This is a genomic window from Herbaspirillum sp. DW155 (assembly GCF_037076565.1).
Lineage (GTDB): Bacteria > Pseudomonadota > Gammaproteobacteria > Burkholderiales > Burkholderiaceae_D > Herbaspirillum.
Window position 1 is genome coordinate 2,802,582 of sequence record NZ_AP029028.1, and the last position, 20,757, is coordinate 2,823,338.

The window sequence follows — 20,757 nt, forward strand, 5'->3', positions numbered from 1 at the left end:
GGCTTCTATCGCCGTCCCCGCCCGGAATGAATTTGCTCAAGCGAGTGAGTTCGGCCCGGCCGCTAGGCCATTCGCAGCTAGCTCCGGTGAACTCAGCGGATTGTCCGCGTGGTTCTGAAACATCAGGCGGAACACGCCAGTATGTTCAAGCGCAAACTCTACATAAGCACGTGCCGACGCGCGCAGTACGGCATCGTAGCCCAGCACGGCCGCGAGGCAATTGGCTTTGGCCAGCCGCTGTCCGAGTTGGGAAAATCCTTCTGTAGCCAATGTCGCCAGAATCGCGGCCCGGTCACCAAAGTGGTGGTACGGTGCGTGATGGGTGGATTGGGCGCGGCGGCTGACTTCGCGCATGCTGAGCGAGGGGACGCCCCCCCTCCTCTAGTAAGTTTCTGGCGATACGAAGAATGTCTGTGCGCAGGTCGCGCTGGCCAGCAGATGCGGCTACGATAGATGAACGGCTCATGGTGTAAGTGTAACGCAGCGTGCCATCCGCAATACTTGACACTGTCTATTTGTGCGTTTTAGAGTACGCCAATTTGATAGTCTTCCCGATAAAACCATGCACTATCACCTCTTGGACGCGTTGCTTGCATCATGTCAACACATGATTGCATTCGCATTGACAATGGGGCTGTTCGGCCAATGGCTGCTGCTGTATTTGCCTGCTGCGCGGTGCAACATCACTCTGTTGGCACGACTGGACGTGGTATATGGCCTGCTGGCTGCAGCCATCATGCTGGCCGGAAGCGCGCGGCTGCTATGGGGTGCCAAGGGCTGGCACTACTACGGTGACAACGCCACGTTCTGGCTAAAGCTAGGCTGCTTTTCCCTGATCGGGCTGTTATCCGTCAAGCCCACTGTGCGCATCCGCCAGTGGCATCGCAACACTCAGCCTCCCTCGGCGGAGAAAATAGCAAGCCTACGGCGCTGGAAAAGCGTCGAACTCGGCCTGCTAATTCCCATACTTCTGCTGGCGCCTATGATAGCGCGCAGCATCGGCCGCTGAGATTTGTGAATTACGCAGCCCCATTCACGACCAAAGAGGAGACAGACAGATGAGTATCGGCGCAGTCAGCGGAATCAGCAGGGCATGGAGCTCTGCAGAGCAGAAGGAGCTAAAGCTGGGTAACGGCGAAACCCGGGCGGTTCAGGAAATCTCGCGCGACTGGATGGACAGCGCGCAGGTGGATGTGGCCAAACTGCCGGAGGCGGAGTATCAGCAGTTCGTCGATTTAGAGCGTCAGCGCATCGCCGCAAACGAGTTCTATTTGCGCAGCCAGTATACTGACCACAGCGCACAGGCCATCGACAGCCGACTGACCAGCACCTATGCCACAGTCAGTAGCGGTGGGCGCGTCATTGCCACCATAGACAATCAGGGCACCATCAGCAGCGATTACGCCTTGAGCGACACGCTACAGCGGCAACTGGCCGCCATCGACAACGGCAGAAATGGCCCCGACTATGCCGCACGGGCGGCAGCGCTGGTAGCCAGCGTCATGGGTGGAGTGGTCAGCAAGGCCGGCACGGCATTGACGCAAAGCAGTTTCGAACAGATCAAATCGAACCAGCAGAACCGGACTTCGGCGATGAACACCGAAGGTATGGAACAGGACGAGCTCCTTCAACAGATACTCAGCTGGCGCAGATGGCTCAGTGACATTGCAGCTGCACGTACGGAAAGTCAGCAGAAAAACTAATGCCACTTCCTGTGCTGTGGCTTGCCATCAAGGTGTTCTGGAGTCCTAACCGCTTGATTTTATGATTTTCTCAGCAGATTCGTAATCAGATGCTCTGAATGTGAAAACGCCCGCTTTAGGCGGGCGTTTGCTGCTCAGCGATATATATTCTCGAACAGCTTGTCGGATTCACATATCTAACGCGGCAGTTGGGGCGGCTTCTTTTTCCTCCGTCGGTGCATCCGCCACGGTAGCATCTGTAGTCAGGATCAACGAAGCGACCGAAGCAGCATTCTGCAAGGCGGTGCGGGTGACCTTGGTTGGATCGATCACGCCCAGTTCCACCATGTCTCCGTACTCTCCGTTAGCCGCGTTGTAACCGAAGTTTCCCTTGCCGGAATAAACCTTGGCTACTACCACAGAGGGCTCATCGCCCGCGTTGGCAGCAATTACACGCAGCGGTGCCTCCAGCGCACGCAGTACGATCTGGATACCGGCCTTCTGGTCGGCATTGGCCCCTTCCAGCTTGCTGATCGCCGCACGGGCACGCAGCAGTGCCACGCCGCCACCGGGCACGATGCCTTCTTCCACCGCCGCACGGGTGGCGTGCAGGGCGTCATCGACGCGATCCTTCTTTTCCTTCATTTCTACCTCGGTCGCGGCACCGATCTTGATGACCGCCACCCCGCCGGCCAGCTTGGCCACCCGCTCCTGCAGCTTTTCGCGGTCGTAGTCGCTGGTGGTTTCCTCGATCTGGGCCTGGATCGCCTTGACGCGGGCATCGATCTTTTCCTGGGCACCGGCGCCATCGATGACGGTGGTGCTGTCCTTGCGCACCTCCACGCGCTTGGCGCTGCCCAGGTCTTCCAGGGCGGTCTTTTCCAGGCTCTTGCCGGTTTCTTCGGAGATCACGGTACCGCCGGTCAGCACGGCCAGGTCTTCCAGCATGGCCTTGCGACGATCGCCGAAGCCCGGTGCCTTCACCGCCGCCACTTTCAGCACCCCGCGCACCGAGTTCACCACCAGGGTCGCCAGCGCTTCACCATCGATATCCTCGGCCACGATGAACAGCGGCTTGCCGGCCTTGGCCGTCATTTCCAGCACCGGCAGCAGTTCACGGATGCTGGAGATCTTCTTGTCATACAGCAGCACCAACGGGTCATCGAGCTGGCACAGCTGCTTGTCCGGATCATTGATGAAGTAAGGCGACAGGTAACCCCGGTCAAACTGCATGCCCTCGACCACATCGAGTTCGTTCTCCAGCGACTTGCCATCCTCGACCGTGATCACGCCTTCCTTGCCGACCTTCTCCATGGCCTGGGCGATGATGCTGCCGATGGCCTCGTCGGAATTGGCCGAGATCGCGCCGACCTGGGCGATTTCCTTGTTGGTGGTAATGGGGCGGGAGATTTTGCGCAGCTCGTCGATGGCCGCTGCCACCGCCTTGTCGATACCGCGCTTGAGGTCCATCGGGTTCATGCCGGCGGCCACGTACTTCATGCCTTCCTGCACGATGGACTGGGCCAGCACGGTGGCCGTGGTGGTGCCGTCGCCGGCGACATCGGCCGTCTTGGAGGCAACCTGCTTGACGACCTGCGCGCCCATGTTCTCCAGGCGGTCCTTCAATTCGATTTCCTTGGCCACCGAGACACCGTCCTTGGTGATCACCGGCGCACCGAAGCTGCGATCCAGCAGCACGTTGCGGCCCTTGGGACCGAGGGTCACCTTGACGGCATCGGCCAGTACGTTGACGCCCTTGACGATGCGGGCGCGGGCAGTGTCATGAAACTTCACTTGTTTCGCACTCATGTTAGGTCTCCACGAACTAGGGAATGGTAAGGATCAGCAATGCGCCGTGTCAGGCAGCCTTCTTGTCCTGCCCGGCGGCAGCTTCGAAGACGCCGAAGATATCTTCCTCGCGCATGACCAGGAGCTCCTGGCCATCGATCTTGACGGTCTGCCCGGCATATTTGCCAAACAGCACCAGGTCGCCAACCTTCAGTTGCAGCGCACGCAGATTGCCGTCAGGCAGGACGCGGCCATTGCCCACGGCCAGCACCTCGCCCTGCTCGGGCTTCTCGGTGGCGCTGTCGGGGATGACGATGCCCGAGGCGGTCTGGCGCTGGTGTTCGATTCGCTTGACGATCACTCGGTCATAAAGGGGACGAAGTTTCATGTTCAATCTCCAGAATGGTCTATGTCACGTGAACAAAAGAGAATCAGGGATCCGGGGATCCCGGCCTTGAAAATTCGGCGATGCAGGAAATAGGTCTGGCCGGGCCGCTTATCAAGAGCGCCAGGAGGAGCAATTTGTAACCAGTTGTTACAGGCCGGAAGGGAGGATCAATCGCGTGATGCGTCCCATCCGGTAGACCGTCCGGCGGCCCCGGCCTTCAGCCGGCAGCGGCGCGACCGGACAGGGGCCGGTACGTGCGCCATCGCTGTTGAGCGTCTCGTCGTCCTGCGCCAGTTGCGACCACAGGCCACCCTTGACCGGGTGGAACAGCCAGCGCCAGTAGCCACGGCGCGCAGCCAGTTGCATGGCGTCATGGCGGGCCTGCGGGGCATCGTCGAGTGTGACCGGATGGTCTTCGTCGCCCTCCCCGAAGGCCTGTCGGCATTGCAGGGCTTCCCCCTCTGGCGCACCGATCTGGTTGCATCCGCGGGCACGGATGCGCGTGACATCCCAGGCTCCTAGGCGCCAGGCCAGCTCCAGGACTAATTCATCGCGCAGCAGGTCGCTATACCAGGGGCCCTCCACCTTCAGCAGCGAACTCAGCACTGGTCTGACAGGGAACGATATTTCCGGCAACTGCAATGGGGTAGACCGTTGGAAGCCGTGCCAGTGCAAAAAGAGATAGAGCGGACTGTCTGCCGAGTTGGCAGCAGTAGCGCTGACCGCGTAAAGTGGCAGCCGGTTGACCTCCATTTGTGCCATAACGTCGTCGAAGATTTTCATCAATCAATCTCCTGTTGAGGGACGATGGGTAATGATGCGATGAGAATTCTTGGCTATTGTAGGAGTTGATGAGTTGCCCTTTCAATCCGTTACTATGTCAATACAAGCGACAGCTTTTGGCCGTAAGTCTGACTCAGCGCTGGGGTAGTCAACTAACGTAATCAGAGACGAAACTTGAAACAGATGTTGCTGGACTTAAGGAAGCTGGGATATGAAGAACCCTATGCCAGCGTGGCACTCTTCGGGAGGCAATGGAACGAGAGCAAATGAAGAGGATCAATTCTGCGAGCAAACCAACAGATATTGAATTACTTTATCCCCCCTCAACTCCGAGTCATGCGTTGTTAATTTTGCCATTTTATGCTCCGGCGAGTGACCTGAGACGAATTTTGTAGCCACCGGATAAGTGAGTTCTTTATGCTAACACCAAGGAGAACTCAATGAAGAAGCGATTTACGGACGAACAGATCATCAGCATCTTGCGAGAAGCAAAGAGCAAGGAGATTGCGACGGTAGATCTGTGCAAGCGCCACAACATTACTGAGCAGACCTTTTACCGCTGGAGAAACAAGTTTGGCGGTATGGATGTCTCGGATGCCCGGCGGCTCAGAGAGCTTGAATCCGAGAACGACAAGCTCAAACGCATGGTGGTGGAACAGTTACTGGTGATTGATGGCTTGAAGGAGTTAAGCCGAAAAAAATGATGACCTCCGCCGGCCGGCGCGAAGCGCTGGAAGTCCTTACTCGTCGAGGGCAGTCGCAACGCAAGGCATGTCGTTATCTGGAACTGAGCCGGCGGGTAGCAGGTTATCAGTTGCTGCAACCTGAAAAGGATCGGAGCCTGACGCAGCAGCTCATCGCGGCATCGCAAGAGGTCCCTCGCTTCGGCAACGATATTCGGCTACCTGGAGCAACCAGGCCCAATTCGGTCTGGAGCTACGACTTTCTTCATGACCAGATGGTGGATGGACGCTCATTGAAGATGCTGTGCGTGATCGATGAATACACCAGGGAATGCCTGGCTATAGAAGTTGCTGCCAGTCTGCGCTCCCTGGATGTCATCCTGACACTCTCGCGATTGATGCGGTTACATGGAAAGCCAGCCTACGTTCGGTCGGACAACGGAGCCGAGTTCACAGCGGCCAAGGTCATGCGCTGGCTGCGGGATGCCTCCGTTGGCCCCGCCTTCATTGCGCCAGGCAGTCCATGGCAGAACGGATTCGTAGAAAGCTTCAATGGCAAACTGCGTGACGAACTGCTTAACCGAGAGTGGTTCCGCAGCCGGGCAGAGGCAAAAGTGCTGATCGAAAGATGGCGTCAGTTCTACAACGAGCGCAGGCCGCATAGCGCACATAACTACCAAGCTCCAGCTACGGTCCGTCGAGCCTGGCTGGAATCGAATATGATCGACAACCGACTCACTGCCCGAATGGCTACAAATTACAGACGCAGGTCACGAGTCCCCTTTTTTCGGATGTCATATTTTAGGAGAAATAAGCAATCATGCCTGTCCCAGTCGAATACAGCCGCGCATCCGATATCTTCTACGAATTTTTAGTCGAGGTGCGTGACGCTGCCGACCTGTGGAGTACGCACGTTACCTACACAATGGTAGAGGGGGTCTTGCACACATTCCGACGCCGCCTGACGCCTCAGCAGACAATTTCTTTTGCCGAGCTGCTGCCGGTATGTCTGCGTTCCGTGCTTATCGAACGCTGGGATTTATCTGAACCAACGTCCGCTTTCGGTAACAGCGCTAGCATGATTGATGAAGTACGTGCGCTGCGCTCGCGCCACAACTTCTCTCCCGATAACGCTATAGCGGTAGTGTCCAACGCTATCCTCAAATACGTTGATCAAGAGCGTTTCTTTGCCTTCTTAGCCGAGTTACCACCAGGTGCTGTCGAGTTTTGGACAGGGAGGGCGCACGGATAGTCGCTATTCAGCCAAAGATAGCTTTAAGGGTATACCTAAACGCACAGCCAGTAGCCATAAAAGCGTCTAAAGTAAAGTCGTCTATGTTTATTGTGGACAGCGGTGACGCCTGCTGCTGTGTGATTTTAAGTTGATTCACCACTTCATTCGGCGGCTATTCTTTCTCCTGAATTCGCCGACGGATATGAATCGCAATTTCGGAGGCATGGCTGTGGTCTTTGCTGCTGTTGAGTCTTGCGATGTACTGGCTGGGCAGTCTGCGACTGCACAGGGCGGGACGCGTCCAGCCTGGCCGGGTGGCCAGCTTTGTCGCAGGCTGGCTATGCCTGTCGGCGGCGTTGCTCTCGCCCATTGATGCGGCCGGGGCGGTCTCCTTTGCGGCCCATATGGTCCAGCACGAACTGCTGATGATCGTCGCCGCGCCCCTGCTCATCGCCGGCAGGCCGGCGCGCACCTGGCTGTGGTCGCTTGCGCCGGGCTGGCGCAAGCCGGTCGGGCGCTGGTTCGGCAGCCAGCGGTCACTGCAGTGGCTACGCGGCGCGAGCCGGCCGCTGCCGGCCTGGACGCTGCATTTCCTGGCGGTATGGGGCTGGCATGTGCCGTTCTGCTTCCAGGCGGCGTTGCGACATGAGGCGGTGCACATTGCCCAGCATGCCAGTTTCTTCATCTCGGCATTGCTGTTCTGGTGGAGCGTGCTGGCCAAGTGGCGCCGCGCGGAGCCTGATCGCGGCGCGATGTTCTATCTCTTCACCACCATGATGCACACCAGCGCGCTGGGCGCCCTGCTGGCCCTGTCGACGCGGCTGTGGTATCCCGCCTACGGGACGCTGCCCTGGCAGCTCGGCCTGTCGCCGCTGGAAGACCAGCAACTGGGCGGTTTGATCATGTGGATACCGGGTGCGCTGAGCTATGTGGTGGTGGCGCTGGTACTGTGCGCACGCTGGCTGATGGGAGGGGAACGTGAAGTCCTGCCGCGTCCCTGATCTGCTCGTGCCGTTGTTGCTGGCGCTGTGTTGCGGCCCGGCGCTGGCTGGCAGCCCCGACAGTGACGCCATTGCCCGTGGCCGCCGCCTGCTGGCCGAGCGCGGCTGCGCGGCCTGCCATCGCATCCCCGGCGTGGCGCCCTCGGGCAGCCTGACCGGACCGCCGCTGGAGCATGCGGCCCGCAGCAGCTACATTGCCGGCATCCTCCCGACCAATGAACGGAACATGGTGCGCTGGATCATGCACCCGCGCGCCATCCACCCGGACAGTGCCATGCCGGAACTGGGCATCACCGCCGACGAAGCCGCGGCCATGAGTGCCTACCTGCTGCAGAAGCGACCGGGAGGTGCCCCATGAAGCGCCGTCTGCACCGGGCGCTGCTGGCCGGCCTCGCATTGATTTTGCTGGGTGCGGCGGCAGTGCTGGTCTGGAGCGGCGCGTACAACGTCAGCGCGGTGACGCAACACTGGTCCCCCGTCTTCAAGCTGATGGAATACGCAATGCGCCAGTCGGTACACCGCCACGCGCAGCAGATCGTGACGCCCGCGCTCGATGCTCCCGACATGGCCACGGCCGGGGCACGGCACTATGAACGATTCTGCGTGCAGTGCCATGGCGCGCCGGGCCGTGCGCCCGACACCGCCGCGCTGTCGATGCAGCCAGTGCCGGGGCCCTTGAGCGCGGCGGCGCGCAAGTGGCAGTTGCGCGAGCTGTACTGGATCGTCAGCAACGGCATCAAGATGACGGGCATGCCGGCCTGGCAGGCCCACCTGAGCGAACAGGAGCGATGGGAAGTCGTTGCCTATCTGCGGACCATGCCGGGCCAGCTGCCAGCGGTACAGACCGTGCCGACTGATGCACAGCCAATCCCGGCTCAGGGCGACATCGAGCGCGGCCGTACGGCGTTGACGCAATATGCCTGCCAGTCCTGCCATCGCATCCCGGGCGTGGTGGGTGCACCGATCGATGTGGGGCCGGCATTGGATTCCATGGGCAGCCTGGCCTACATTTCCGGCACGCTGGTCAATACGCCGGAGAATCTGGCGCGCTGGATCCGGCACCCCAAGCGCTACAAGCCCAACGGGGCCATGCCCGAGCTGGGCGTGCGCCCCGCAGATGCGGCCGACATGAGCGCTTACCTGCGCTGGGCCGACCGCAACACGCGTTAGCTATGACCGGAGAAATGAAACACCCCCAGCAGGAACATGCCGCCAATGATGGCCAGCACGATGATGCCGCCCACAATGGCGATGGCGGTCTTGGGCTTGCGGTCGGACATGGAAAAGTCTCCTTGGCGCGGCCGATGCCCGTCGGTAAGGGCAACTCGGTCCACAGTCGAAATTAGCAAATGAGCCAGCCGTTCGGCATAGGTCATTGCCTGCTCCACTGCCCCCGTCTCGCTGTCAGCGGCGTGGGAATGCAGGAAGTCACGGACCAGCTGGCTAGAACGCAGCGTGCGTAATGCAATCCATCTCTCTATAAACCACGACAAACACAGGAAAACGACGATGAAAGACGACTACGCGACATTGGGACACCTGCTCTGCCAGCGCGGCCTGCGCCTGGTGACGGCAGAATCCTGCACGGCCGGCATGGTGGCAGCCGCCCTGGGCGATGTGGAAGGCTGCGGCCAGTGGCTCGAAGGCGCCTTCGTCACCTATACCGAAGAGGCCAAGGAACGCATGCTCGGCGTGGCCCCCGCCGACATGCAGCGCTACGGCCTGACCAGTGAAGAGATCGCCGAACGCATGGCCCGGGGTGCCTTGCGCGGAAGTGCCGCCGCCCTGGCCATCTCCAACACCGGCGTGGCCGGCCCCGACGATGCGCCCGACGGCACCCCGGCCGGAACGGTGTGCTTTGCCTGGGTCTTGCACGAAGGCGACTGGCAGACCATCCGCACCGCCACCCGGCGCTTCTCAGGGGACCGCAAGGCGGTGCGCGAACAGGCCAGCGAATTTTCCATCAGCCAGGCCCTGCAGTTGCTGCGCTCCCCGCCCCTGCGCAGCGACTGAACTCAGCGTCCCCTGCGGCCCGCGAGTTTGCCGGCCACCAGGCAGGCCACGCCCAATACCGCCAGGCGCGACAGCATCGGCGCCTGTGCGCTGGCCCAGGTATAGGGCGAGAAAGGCAGCACATGCTGTTCGTTCCCGCGCTCGGCCACGGCCGGTTGCGGGCCATTCGCATGGAGACGGCCACTGTCGCCGCTGGCCGGACGGTCACTGCGCTGCTGCGAGAACATGCACGTCTTGAGGTAGTAATCCATCACTGCTGGCGCGCATTGATTGGCCGACGACACCAGCCGCGAAGCCGCACCCACGTACAGATCGCGGCGCGGGTTTTGCGCGGCGATCAGGATGGCCTCGGCGGCGATGGACGGGGCATAGACTGGCGGCGGCAGCTTGGGCTGCACATCCATGTAGTTTTTGGCGTGGCGCGTGAACGGGGTGTCCATCGCCGCCGGCTTGATCAGCGTGACCGACACTGCAGCCCCCTCCTCGGCCAGCTCCACCCGCAGGGAATCCGTAAATCCCTTGACCGCATGCTTGGACGCCGAATACGCGCCCTGCAGCGGCACGGCCACGTCCGAAAGCTCACTGCCCAGGTTGATCAGCGCCGCGCCTTGCGCATTCGCCTTCAGGTGCGGCAAGGCGGCCAGACTGCCGTTGACCACACCCCAGTAGTTGGTCTCGAAGAGACGGCGGTGATCCTCAAGGCTGACCTCTTCATGGCTGCCGAAGATGGAGACGCCGGCATTGTTGATCCAGGTATCGATCTGTCCGAAGCGCTCCACGGCGCGGGCGGCCACAGCCTGCAAGGCGCTGAAGTCGGCCACATCGGCCGTCACGCAGAGCACGCGCTGGCCCGCTGCATCCAGTTCGGCGGCCACGCGTTCGAGCGCCTGTTCATCGCGCGCCAGCAGCACCAGGCGCGCACCCCGCGCGGCGGCCAGGCGGGCGGTCGCCAGGCCGATGCCGCTGGTGGCGCCGGTGATGACGATGGTCTGGTCGGCGATGTTCTTGAGCTGGCAGCGCATGATGGATCTCCTTGAGGAAGTCAAAGGGACCAGCATAGGGAGCACCGTGCACCGCCACTATCGGCGGCCGCCGTGCGGCGGGGGTATGGGCGGATGTCAGTCATGCAGGCATCCATGAAGATGAGCCGGACCGCGCGGACCGAATGCGAATTGCCCTCATTTTCGCTAATTGTCGTGGCCTTTGCGGCAGCACGGCCCTAGAATCTGCGCCATTCCGCAACCCGGCAACTGAACTGAAGCACCATGGCCAAATTCCATCTCGAACATCACAAGGTCGACGCCATCTCCTGGCTGCGCGCCGCCGTCCTCGGTGCCAACGACGGCATCGTCTCCACTGCCAGCCTGCTGGTCGGCGTGGTCGCTGCCAACGCCAGCCATGAAAGCGTCCTGCTGACCGGCGTGGCCGGACTGCTCGCGGGCGCCATGTCGATGGCCACGGGCGAATACGTGTCCGTGCATTCGCAGGCCGATAGCGAACATGCGGCCCTGAGCCAGGAACGCGAGGAACTGGCCACCGATCCCGAAGGCGAACACCGTGAACTGATGGGCATCTACATGCGCCGTGGCCTGAACCAGGAAACCGCGCATCAGGTCGCCACCCAACTGATGGCCCACGACGCCCTGGACGCCCATGCCCGCGATGAACTGGGCATCTCGGAGACCACCGCCGCACGCCCGGTCCAGGCGGCCATCGTCTCGGCGCTGAGCTTTGCGGTGGGCGCCGCCTTGCCGCTGGCCGTGGTCTTGCTGGCCCCGGCCGCCACCCTGCTGCCGGCCATCGTCGTTGCGGCCCTGCTCTCCCTGGCGGTCCTCGGGGCGGTGGCAGCCAAGACGGGGGGCGCCAATCTGTGGAAGGGCGCCTTGCGCGTGAGCGTGTGGAGCTCACTGGCGATGGGCTGCACGGCGGCCATCGGTTCCTTCTTCGGCGCCACGCTTTAGCAATTCATGGCCCGGCTCACAGCCAGCCCAGCCATTGTCCCCAGACCAGCTGGCCCAGGTAGCGCGACGGCAACAGCGTGAAAGCGCCAGCCACCACGCACGCGCCGATGTAGACGCGCAGCATGGTGCGCCGGTGCGTCGTGATATCTCCGCGCATCACCGCAGAAATCCCGCGATAGAGCAGGAAGGCCGTGCCGGGTACCAATAGGTGCAATGGCGTATAGCCGGCGATGTTGGGCAGGTCATGCGAGCGGATGAAGACCGCCGAGCAGACCGTTGCCACCATGCAGGTGAACCAGGCGTAGCCCAGCGCGCGGTGCCAGCGCGGCCGCACGGTGCGGGCAAGCCTGGTCCAGAAGGCGAAGGGACCGATGAGGACGGCCGCAAGGGCGGCACTCAGATGGATGGCGATGACGGGCGTGAGCGACATGGCAGGCTTTCAGCAAATCGATGGGGAGATTGTGCTGAGGGGCCTGGCAGGAAGGAAGCGGGATGCGACGAAACGCTGCTTCGGCGGGGTGAAGTGCCGTTACCTGCCCAGGAACGGAAACCCGGTACGTACCAAGTCGACGCCTGCGGGGGATTGGCGCCTTCAGAAGTACGGCCGCTAAAGCGGCTGGACGAAGAACCGGCCAGACAGATGTTTGACGGCCTCAAACCATAGCAAGTTGATGGCAGCCACCCCGACGCAGACCAATAGCATCAACGGCGTTGGCGGGGCGAAGGCGAATAGCCGGCTCAGGACAGGAATGCCCAGTATCGCGCCCAGCAAGACGATGGTAACCAGAACAATCCCTGCGAAGTAGTGATTGACAGTCCCCGAGCAGCGCCATGAAGCTCGCTTCCACGAACGGTTCGCCTGGATCAATCCGAGGTTCGACAATACCAGCACGGTGAAGGTCATGGTACGTACCAGCTCGTCGGAACCGGCCATGAACCGGCTGCCTGAACAGACCGCCAGCAAGGTGGCCAGCAAGCCGCTCCCCTGCCACAGGCCACGCAGGAGAATTTGCGCATCGAAAAGCCGCGCCTGGGGTGGACGCGGCTTGTCCAGCATGGCGTGGGGCTCCAGGGGTTCGGCCTCCAGCACGACGGAACACGCGGGATCAATGATCAGTTGCAGGAACAGGATATGCGCCGGAAGCAGCAGCATGGGCCAACCCAGCAGGACCGGAATGATCGACAGCCCGACAATCGGTACGTGCACCGCCACAATGAAGACGATGCTCTTGCGCAGGTTGGCAAATACCCGCCGCCCGTAACGCACCGCCACCACCAGGGAGGAAAAGTCATCATTGAGCAGCACCAGCGCGGCCGCCTCGCGTGCGACGTCGGTTCCGCGCGCCCCCATGGCCACGCCGATGCTGGCGGCTTTGAGGGCGGGCGCGTCGTTGACGCCATCGCCGGTCATCGCCACGATGTCGCCCCGCGCGCGCAAGGCTTGTACCAGGCGCAGTTTCTGTTCCGGGCGGATACGGCTGAAAATGTGCGTATCGGCCAGTCGCAGGCGCAGGTCGTCATCGCTCAATCTGGCCAGTTCGACCCCGGTAATGACCTCGCCCTGCGCAGGAATGCCGGCCTGCCGGGCAATCGATCTCGCTGTCGCCGAATGGTCTCCGGTGATCATGACCACGCGAATACCCGCGGCATGGCACTCCTTGATCGCTTGCGGAACGTCGGCCCGCACAGGATCTTCCATCCCGATCAATCCGAGGAATTCGAAATCAAAATCATGCTGGTTGACTGGCAGTGTTTGCGCAGCCAAGCGCGCCCGTGCAACGCCCAGCACACGCAGCCCGTCAGCGGCCATGCTCTGCACCTGCCGGGCGACCATGGCGCAAGCGGCGCTGTCGAGGTGGCACAGATCGACGATCGCTTCGGGCGCACCTTTTGCGGCAATCACCCGTTCGCGCTGATCGGGCGCTTCCCATACGCGGGACATCGCCAGCATCTCGCGCGACAAGGGATAGTCCTCAATCAGGGTCCAGTTTCCATGCAGGTGCTCGGTGTTGGCCAGCCAGCGCTTGCCGGCATCGCCGATGGCGGACTCCATGGGATCAAAGGCGCGGCGATGGCTGGCCAGGATCGCGAACTCCAGGGTGAGATGCAATGCCTCCGGAAGCTCGAGTGAACCGGCCGTCACGGTGTCGTGGAGGGCTGCCGCCGTCCATAACCGCCTGAGCGCCATGCGATTGGTCGTCAAGGTTCCGGTCTTGTCGACGCACAGGACGGTGGTCGCGCCCAACAGCTCGATGGCAGGAACGCTTCGGGCCAGCACGTTCTCCCGCGCAAGCCGCCACGCGCCCAGGCCCAGGAAGATCGTCAGCACCACCGGCAATTCTTCGGGCAACAAGGCCATCGCCAGTGTCAGCCCTGCCAGCAGGCCATTGAGCCAGTCTGCACGCGACAATCCATAGGTAATGGCAAGCCCGCCCGCCAGCAGCAGCCCGACGGTGGCCACCCGTTTCACGACGCGGCCTGTTTCGATCTGGACCGGTGTTTTCTGCTCACCCAGCCCCGCCAGCGATGTCCCGATACGGCCCAGAGCGCTGCGTTCGCCCGTGGCCGTGACAAGGCCTCTGGCCGTGCCTTGCGTAATGAGCGTTCCCGAGAACAGTTGCGCGGCCTCGCTCATGGATGAGGTGATGGCCGCGCGATCTTTCATCGGATCGGCTTGCTTGGCGACCGGTACGGATTCTCCCGTCAACATGGATTCATCGACGGCCAGGTTGGACGCTTCCAGAAGGCGGATGTCAGCGGGAATACGGTCGCCTTCGACCAGCAATACGATGTCACCGTCAACGAGTTCCCGCGCTGCGATCTTGCGCGTGCGTCCGTCACGCACGACCAGGGCTTGCGGGCTGGAGAGATCGCGCAATGCCTCCAGGGACCGTTCCGCGCGGCGCTGCTGGAAGAACGTGATGCCCATCACGACGAAGACGAAGCCGAGCAGCATCAGCGCCTCATGACGATCCCCCAGGAGCAGATAGATCACGCCGCAAGCGACCAGCAGCAGGAACATCGGCTCGCAGACGATCTCACCCAGCAGGCACCATGCCCCTCGCCGGGTCGATGCCGGAAGCTCGTTGAGTCCGTCGCGCACAAGCCGTTGGCGCGCCTCTTCTTCGCTTAAACCATCCTGATGGGTGGAGGTGGTGGACATCGCTGGCTCCCCTGGAAAGCACCGCAAGAGTGTAGATGCGCTAGGGGCAAGCAGAAAGCGGCGCTGCGTTCAAGACATTGATGCAACGCATGTCTGGTTCAATTTACCGAGATTCTTTCCGGCTGAGTGACCATGCAAACTGAAACGGGACGCCTTACATGACGGTCGGCAACACCGCCCGTCTCAATTCGGCTGCAACATCCCCAGCCAGGCCAATAGCAACAGCGCCAGCCAGGCCAGCATGATCTCCGCTTGCGTGAGCCGGCAAAGCCGATCCAGCGCAGCGGGATCGCGGCGCATGGCGGGCACCAGCCGATAGCGGTTGAAGATGGCGATGAGCACCATCACGCCCACCACCAGCATCTTCAACGTCAGCAGCCCCTGATAGGGAAAGCGCCAGTCCAGCGGCATGGTGCCGAGAATGAAGAAGGTATTGCACAGTCCCGTGACCCAGACCAGTGCGACCACGGCATGGCCGATAGCGGAAAAACGCCGCAAGATGCCCCTGGTCAACTCGGGATGAGCGGACCGCACCGGCTTGGACAGGATCAGCAGAACCACCGGCAACGCCCCTGTCCAGGCCCCGACACTCCAGACATGCAGCACGTCGTTGACCTGATGTGCCCCACCGCGCCAACCGTCCTGCATGACGGCATGTCCGGTCAGGGCCAGGCTGGCAAGCAGGCCGCCGCTGCCCGCCACACTGGCGAGCATGCGCATGCGACTCGTGCCCGGCGCGCTCAAGATCAGCAATGACAAGCACGCCAGCTGACACCACCAGGCCGTACCGATGGAAGTCCCGTTGGCAACCGCAGCCCACATGTCGGGGTGCCAGGCATCACTCCAGCCATCGCCGAGGATACTGGCCTGCAGCGGCAACGTGGCGGCCAGCGCGATGAATACCAGGCCCGTCAGCAGACGCCGCCACCGCGCCAGGCGCTGCCAGAGCGTGCTCCTGAGCGGTTCATCGACCAGCGCCAGGAGCATCAGTGCCATGCCCCACAGGAACAGGGCCGCACCGTCCAGCAGGAGGCGGCAGAGCCCGAGCAGAAACAAAGAAGAACTCAAGGTGCCACGGAAAAGCTGTAGCTGCCCTCGGTCTTGTGGCCATCTTCTGAGAGTGCATGCCAGTGCACCGTGTACGTACCAGTTGCCAGCCGGGCCGGAACCGCCACCATCAGGGATTTGCCACCGTCCATGAGCATGGCTTGGCCCAGTCTGACCTCCTGCTGATCGGGGCCCAGCAGCTTGACACCACTGAAGCGCAGATTGAGTCCCTCGGAGAATCCCAAGGTCAGTTCGGCCGGCGAGGCCACTACCGCCTTGTCGGCGGGAGTGGCGGTCTTCAGATGGGCGTGGGCCCAGGCCGGTTGGGTCAGTACCAGGCCGGCCAGCGCGACCAGCGAAAGAAGGCGTTTGATTGTGCTCATGATGCGGATGGGGCTCTTGTCGGAAGAGCTAAGGTGGATGAAACAAGGGGCCATAGCTTACGCCCTTTGTTGCGCCGGTCCTGCGGCAAATTGTCGCAGCCCGCGCTTCCGGGCGAATCTGCCCACATGAGATCGGCGAGCTGACAGCACGCGACAGTATGCGCTGCCCGCGCAAGCTAAGAAGAATTTCGCAGTTTGGCGCAGCGCGTCGTGACCCTATGATGTCCTCATCCTTGCCATCCGGCGCAAGGCCGACCTGCGGACCTCTTCAGACACGACCCCCATGAGCACAATTTCTCACGACCTCCTGCAACGCATCGCCGATGGCGCTGCCCGGCGCGATGCGCAACGCGAACAACCCTTTGAGGTGATCGACGAGATCAAGGCCACCGGCTTCGGCGCCGGCCGGCTCGATGCCGACTACGGCGGGGGTGGCGCCACCCTGGTGGAAACGCTCGATACGGCCATCCGGCTCGGTGCGGCCGATCCCAACATTGCCCACATCTGGCGCAATCACCACGTGGCACTGGAACGTCTGCTCAATGCTCCTCTGCAGCATGCCGGGGTGCAACGCCTGCGTGAACGGGTCGCTGCAGGAGACCTGATCGGTGCCTCCCATACCGAAACAGGCCAGCCGCAGATCGGCGGCAATGCGCCACTGGCCACGCGCCTGGTGCGCCAGGGCGATCACTACGTGCTCAATGGCCGGAAGTTCTATTCCACCGGCTCGCTCTTTGCAGACTGGCTGCACGTGACCGTCTCGGTCGAGGATGGCCGTCGCGCCGTCGTCCTGCTGCCGCGCCAGCGCGAAGGTGTGCAGACCGTGGACGACTGGTTCGGCATGGGCCAGCGGCTCACGGGCAGCGGCACCACCGTGTTCGAGAACGTGGTGGTGGCCGCTGACGAAGTGGTCTTGCCCGATGAGGTGCCGGCGCGTCAGGCCGTGTTCGGTTCGACCATCGCCCAGCTCTTCCTGACTGCGGTGATCGCCGGCGTGGTCTCGGCCGTCGCCCGCGATGGCGCCGCCCTGCTGGGCAAGCGCAAGCGCAACTACTACTACGCGCCTACCCCGTCGGCAGCGCAGGACCCTATCCTGCTGGCCGCTCTGGGCGAGCGCGAGGCCGATGCCTTTGCCACCCGCGCCGTGGTACTGGCTGCGGCCGCTGAAGCCGACCGCGCCTATGCCGCCCTGAAGACCAACGCCGCTGACACCGATGATCGCCTGCAAGATGCCGCCGCCGCTGCCGCCAAGGCCAAGATCACGGTGGACCGCATCGCCCACCACGCCGCCACTGCGCTGTTCGACATCGCCGGAGCCTCGGCCACCTTGACGCAGTTCAACCTGGATCGGCACTGGCGCAACATCCGTACCATCTCCACCCACAACCCGACCTCGCACAAGGCCTATGCCCTGGGCAACCTGAGCGTGAACGAGATCAGGTTGCCGACTCAGGGTTTCTTCTGATGACGTTCGCCTGACAAAGCCCGCGCCGATAAAGGTTTTCATTTGTCTTGATGTTCTATAAAGTAGACAAAAAACCAATCAGGGGAAACGCAGGCAACATGAAGATTCCAGGTCCCACTCGGGCTGCGCCAGGGGGTGGGTCGGCGTGCCGCCGTGCGCCCGGCCCGTCCCGGCGCTGGCGTGGCCTGCTGGCCCTGCTGTGGATGCTGCTCAGCTGCACTGTCATGATGGCGGCCCAGGCACAGGCTTCCACGCCGACGCCGGACAAGCTGCTCACGGTCGGCGTTTACCAGAACCCACCCAAGATCTTCTTTAATGGAGACGGCACAGCCACGGGACTGCACATCGATCTGATCCGCCTGATCGCCGAGCGTGAACACTGGCAGTTGCGCTTCGTCCCCTGCGAATGGCAGGCCTGCCTGCAGCAGGTCGAGAGTGGTCAGATCGACCTGCTGCCGGACGTCGCCTGGAGCGAGCAGCGTGCCAAGGTACTGCAGTTCCCGGCGGTGCCGGCGCTCTACAGCTGGTCCATTCTGTATCGCAACCGCGCCGTGGCGATCAATTCGGTCTTCGATCTCAAGAACAAGAAGATCGGCCTGCTGGAAAACTCGGTGCAGGCCAATTATTTCCGCAGCCTGATCGATAACTCCGGCATCAAGGTCCAACTGGTGCCGCTGCAAAATATCGAGGCCGGCTTCAAGCGGGTCTCCGCCGGGGAGCTCGACGGCATCATTGCCAGCCAGCAGGCCGGCGACATGCTGGCCGACCGCTACCAGCTTGCCGATACCTCCATCGTGTTCCAGCCGGTAAAGCTGTTCTTCGTCAGCAGCAGGCAGCCACCCGAGGTGCTGGCGGCGATTGACCGCACGCTTTCGCAATGGCAGGGCGATCCGGGGTCCATCTATTTCCAGATCTTGCACAAATGGGGGCGTGGCAATACGGTCATCCCCGGTTTCGTCTGGTGGCTGCTGGGCGGCGCCCTGGTGCTGCTGGTATGCACCCTGCTGATCGCCGCGTACCTGCGCCGCGAAGTGGCACGCCGCACCGCTTCCCTGCAGCAAAGCGAACTCTCGCTGCGCGTAGCCGCTGCAGCGTTTCATTCCTCCGAAGCGATCTGGGTGATGGATGCCAGCCGCAAGGTGCTCGATGCCAATGCCGCCTTCGTCGCACTGACCGGCTACGCGCAGCATGAGCTGCCGGCCGAAGGCGTGCCACCCTGCGAGCACGACGCGCAGAGCGGGGACTATCGCGCCGCGCTGTGGGAGCAGGTGCGCCGCGACGGTCAATGGCAGGGGGAACTGCGGGTACGCCGCAAGGACGGCCGGTCCTATTGGGCCTTGCTCACACTGACCGCCGTAGCCGATCCGCAAGGGCAGGTCACGCATTACGTCGGTACCCAGATCGACATCACCAGCCAGAAGCGCCTGCAGGAAGAAACCCGGCAACTGGCCTTCTACGATCCGCTCACCGGCCTGCCCAACCGGCGCATGCTGCTCGACAAGATCGCCGCTGTCAGCGCCCTGCCCGACCCGGCCGCCGCGCTCTACTTCATCGATATCGACAATTTCAAGGATCTCAACGATGCTCTGGGGCACTCCATGGGCGACCACCTGCTGCGCCAGATCACCGCGCGCCTGCTGACGCTGGCCGGGCCCGATGGCCTGGTGGCACGTCTGGGCGGCGATGAATTCGTCGTGCTGCAGGAGCAGCCCGGCACCCCGGCAGACGTTGGCGCACAAGACGCCGCCAGCGGCTTCGCCCAGCGCATCGTCGCCACCATGGAGCAACGCTTCGATCTGAACGGGCTCAGTCATTTCGCCACCTGTTCGGTGGGGGTGGCGCTCATGCAGGGCCGGGGGGCCAGCGTGGAAGACCTGCTGCGCCAGGGAGACCTGGCCATGTACGCGGCCAAGCAGAAGGGACGCAATACTTACTGCCTGTTCGATCAGGAGATGGAACACGCCCTGCATTTCCGTACCGGTCTGGAAAACGACCTGCGGCGCGCCATAGGCAGCCATGAGTTCCTGCTGCATTACCAGCCGCAACGTGACCAGGCCGGTCGCCTGATCGGTGTGGAAGCGCTGGCACGCTGGAACAGTCCTTTCCGTGGCAGCGTCTCCCCGGCCCTCTTCATTCCGGTGGCCGAGGCCTCGGGACTGATCCTGACGCTGGGCCAGTGGGTGTTCCAGCAGGCCTGCCGCCAGTCGGTGCGCTGGAACCGCACCGGCAGCCGCCCGCCCATCGTGATCGCCGTCAACGTCAGCGCAGTCCAGGTGCGCCAGCCCGATTTCGTCCAAGCCATCCTCGCCACCCTGCAGGAAACCGGCGCCGATCCCGGCCACCTCAAGCTGGAATTGACCGAATCGGCCATGGTCGATGATGTGCAGGCCACCATCGACAAGATGCTGGAGCTCAAGCATCACGGCCTGGCGCTGTCGCTGGATGATTTCGGTACGGGATATTCTTCGCTGTCGCTCTTGAAGCGACTGCCCATCGACCAGCTCAAGATCGATCAGTCCTTCGTGCGCGAACTCCTGTTTGCGCCCAGCGACGTGGCCATCGCCAAGAGCATCATCACCCTGGCCGATGCGCTGGGACTGGAAGTGATTGCCGAAGGCGTGGAAACCCGCGAGCAGCAGCAGTTCCTGGCCTCGCTGGGCTGTACGCGCTATCAGGGCTATCTGTTTGGCAGGCCGGTGCCGGCGGAGCAGTTTGACGGTCTGGATTGAGGCGCGAAACCAGGCGGCCTGTCACCGCGCGCTGGTATCGGTATCGGCACATACCGATGATCAGTGAGTCGCGCGCCGCTCGGCCATGGTCAGGTATTCGGCGTGCAGATGCGCCGCTTCCAGCACCTTGCGGCATTTGTCGCGTTCGGCCGGCAGGGCCGCCAGCTCGTGCTGCAGCAGTTGTTCGATGATCTCCGCCGCCTCCATCGGCTCGGTGCCGGCCGTGTGCATGGCCAGCAGGCAATTGCGCACGGTAGCGCGCACCAGATCGCCAATCGGCTCATCCTGCTCGGACATCTCGCACAGCCGCACGATGATGCCAAGGTGACGCCGCGCGATGCGCATGGCATTGGTACACATGGTCTCCCTCCTTGTTATGAGGCTCAAGATAGGACGGTGCCTTCAGCTCTGCCATCAGGAGTTTCCTGATTTCAACA

Annotated in this window: 20 protein-coding genes and 1 pseudogene; 11 read left to right on the forward strand and 10 right to left on the reverse strand. The window is 62.4% G+C overall.

Annotation, left to right across the window (positions count from 1 at the left end):
* Positions 1–36: 36 nt before the first annotated feature.
* Complete coding sequence (locus AACH55_RS12835; RefSeq protein ID WP_338714878.1) at positions 37–354, reverse strand: WHG domain-containing protein; 318 nt, start codon at positions 352–354, stop codon at positions 37–39.
* A 208-nt stretch (positions 355–562) separates the two neighbouring features.
* Here AACH55_RS12835 and AACH55_RS12840 point away from each other — a divergent pair, with 208 nt between their 5' ends.
* Together AACH55_RS12840 and AACH55_RS12845 are read left to right on the forward strand one after the other, a co-directional pair.
* Positions 563–1,009 carry a DUF2214 family protein gene (locus AACH55_RS12840; RefSeq protein WP_338714879.1) on the forward strand — a complete coding sequence of 149 codons (447 nt, stop codon included), beginning with the start codon at positions 563–565 and terminating at the stop codon, positions 1,007–1,009.
* A 49-nt stretch (positions 1,010–1,058) separates the two neighbouring features.
* Positions 1,059–1,703 carry a hypothetical protein gene (locus tag AACH55_RS12845; protein ID WP_338714880.1) on the forward strand — a complete coding sequence of 215 codons (645 nt, stop codon included), beginning with the start codon at positions 1,059–1,061 and terminating at the stop codon, positions 1,701–1,703.
* Between the two features lie 168 nt (positions 1,704–1,871).
* Here AACH55_RS12845 and groL read toward each other — a convergent pair whose 3' ends face one another.
* From groL to AACH55_RS12860, 3 genes are all read right to left on the reverse strand, one after another.
* Positions 1,872–3,491: a chaperonin GroEL gene (gene groL / locus AACH55_RS12850; RefSeq protein WP_338714882.1), complete on the reverse strand. Its 1,620-nt coding sequence runs from the start codon at positions 3,489–3,491 to the stop codon at positions 1,872–1,874.
* Between the two features lie 49 nt (positions 3,492–3,540).
* A complete protein-coding gene (locus tag AACH55_RS12855) occupies positions 3,541–3,858 on the reverse strand; it encodes a co-chaperone GroES (protein WP_034332874.1) in 318 nt (105 codons plus the stop codon).
* Positions 3,859–4,005: 147 nt separating this feature from the next.
* A complete protein-coding gene (locus AACH55_RS12860; protein WP_338714885.1) occupies positions 4,006–4,641 on the reverse strand; it encodes a diguanylate cyclase in 636 nt (211 codons plus the stop codon).
* Positions 4,642–5,081: 440 nt separating this feature from the next.
* Here AACH55_RS12860 and AACH55_RS12865 point away from each other — a divergent pair.
* The 6 genes and pseudogenes from AACH55_RS12865 to AACH55_RS12890 form a co-directional block, all read left to right on the forward strand.
* Positions 5,082–6,067 (forward strand): annotated as a pseudogene (locus tag AACH55_RS12865) (IS3 family transposase); the annotation flags it as partial.
* A gap of 77 nt (positions 6,068–6,144) precedes the next feature.
* Positions 6,145–6,576, forward strand: coding sequence for a DUF2267 domain-containing protein (locus AACH55_RS12870; protein ID WP_338714887.1), 432 nt, complete (start codon positions 6,145–6,147; stop codon positions 6,574–6,576).
* A 239-nt stretch (positions 6,577–6,815) separates the two neighbouring features.
* A complete protein-coding gene (locus AACH55_RS12875; RefSeq protein WP_338720287.1) occupies positions 6,816–7,559 on the forward strand; it encodes a cytochrome c oxidase assembly protein in 744 nt (247 codons plus the stop codon).
* Complete coding sequence (locus tag AACH55_RS12880; protein ID WP_338714888.1) at positions 7,537–7,917, forward strand: c-type cytochrome; 381 nt, start codon at positions 7,537–7,539, stop codon at positions 7,915–7,917. Before AACH55_RS12875 ends, AACH55_RS12880 begins: the two co-directional genes overlap by 23 nt.
* Positions 7,914–8,729, forward strand: a complete 816-nt coding sequence (locus AACH55_RS12885) for a c-type cytochrome (protein ID WP_338714889.1) — start codon at positions 7,914–7,916, stop codon at positions 8,727–8,729. Before AACH55_RS12880 ends, AACH55_RS12885 begins: the two co-directional genes overlap by 4 nt.
* 339 nt (positions 8,730–9,068) lie before the next feature.
* Positions 9,069–9,572 (forward strand): CinA family protein, encoded by a 504-nt coding sequence (locus AACH55_RS12890; RefSeq protein WP_338714891.1) that lies wholly within the window; start codon positions 9,069–9,071, stop codon positions 9,570–9,572.
* A 2-nt stretch (positions 9,573–9,574) separates the two neighbouring features.
* Here AACH55_RS12890 and AACH55_RS12895 read toward each other — a convergent pair whose 3' ends face one another.
* The gene (locus tag AACH55_RS12895) at positions 9,575–10,594 is read right to left on the reverse strand and encodes an SDR family oxidoreductase (protein ID WP_338714893.1); all 1,020 of its coding nucleotides are present in this window, start codon (positions 10,592–10,594) and stop codon (positions 9,575–9,577) included.
* 243 nt (positions 10,595–10,837) lie between these two features.
* On the opposite strand from AACH55_RS12895, the gene AACH55_RS12900 reads away from it, so the two are divergent.
* Positions 10,838–11,533 (forward strand): VIT family protein, encoded by a 696-nt coding sequence (locus AACH55_RS12900; protein WP_338714895.1) that lies wholly within the window; start codon positions 10,838–10,840, stop codon positions 11,531–11,533.
* Positions 11,534–11,549: 16 nt separating this feature from the next.
* Here AACH55_RS12900 and AACH55_RS12905 read toward each other — a convergent pair whose 3' ends face one another.
* The 4 genes from AACH55_RS12905 to copC form a co-directional block, all read right to left on the reverse strand.
* Positions 11,550–11,963 (reverse strand): DUF2306 domain-containing protein, encoded by a 414-nt coding sequence (locus AACH55_RS12905; RefSeq protein ID WP_338714897.1) that lies wholly within the window; start codon positions 11,961–11,963, stop codon positions 11,550–11,552.
* A 177-nt stretch (positions 11,964–12,140) separates the two neighbouring features.
* Positions 12,141–14,696, reverse strand: a complete 2,556-nt coding sequence (locus tag AACH55_RS12910; RefSeq protein ID WP_338714898.1) for a cation-translocating P-type ATPase — start codon at positions 14,694–14,696, stop codon at positions 12,141–12,143.
* Between the two features lie 183 nt (positions 14,697–14,879).
* Positions 14,880–15,752 carry a copper homeostasis membrane protein CopD gene (copD, locus tag AACH55_RS12915; RefSeq protein ID WP_338714900.1) on the reverse strand — a complete coding sequence of 291 codons (873 nt, stop codon included), beginning with the start codon at positions 15,750–15,752 and terminating at the stop codon, positions 14,880–14,882.
* Positions 15,753–15,760: 8 nt separating this feature from the next.
* Entirely contained in the window at positions 15,761–16,126 is a 366-nt protein-coding gene (copC, locus tag AACH55_RS12920; protein ID WP_338714902.1) for a copper homeostasis periplasmic binding protein CopC, read from the reverse strand.
* 283 nt (positions 16,127–16,409) lie between these two features.
* Between copC and AACH55_RS12925 the strand changes: the two genes are divergently transcribed.
* Positions 16,410–17,591, forward strand: coding sequence for an acyl-CoA dehydrogenase family protein (locus AACH55_RS12925; RefSeq protein WP_338714904.1), 1,182 nt, complete (start codon positions 16,410–16,412; stop codon positions 17,589–17,591).
* Positions 17,592–17,689: 98 nt separating this feature from the next.
* The gene (locus AACH55_RS12930; RefSeq protein ID WP_338714905.1) at positions 17,690–20,320 is read left to right on the forward strand and encodes an EAL domain-containing protein; all 2,631 of its coding nucleotides are present in this window, start codon (positions 17,690–17,692) and stop codon (positions 20,318–20,320) included.
* 60 nt (positions 20,321–20,380) lie between these two features.
* Here AACH55_RS12930 and AACH55_RS12935 read toward each other — a convergent pair whose 3' ends face one another.
* Complete coding sequence (locus AACH55_RS12935) at positions 20,381–20,680, reverse strand: hypothetical protein (RefSeq protein WP_338714907.1); 300 nt, start codon at positions 20,678–20,680, stop codon at positions 20,381–20,383.
* Between the last annotated feature and the right edge of the window lie 77 nt (positions 20,681–20,757).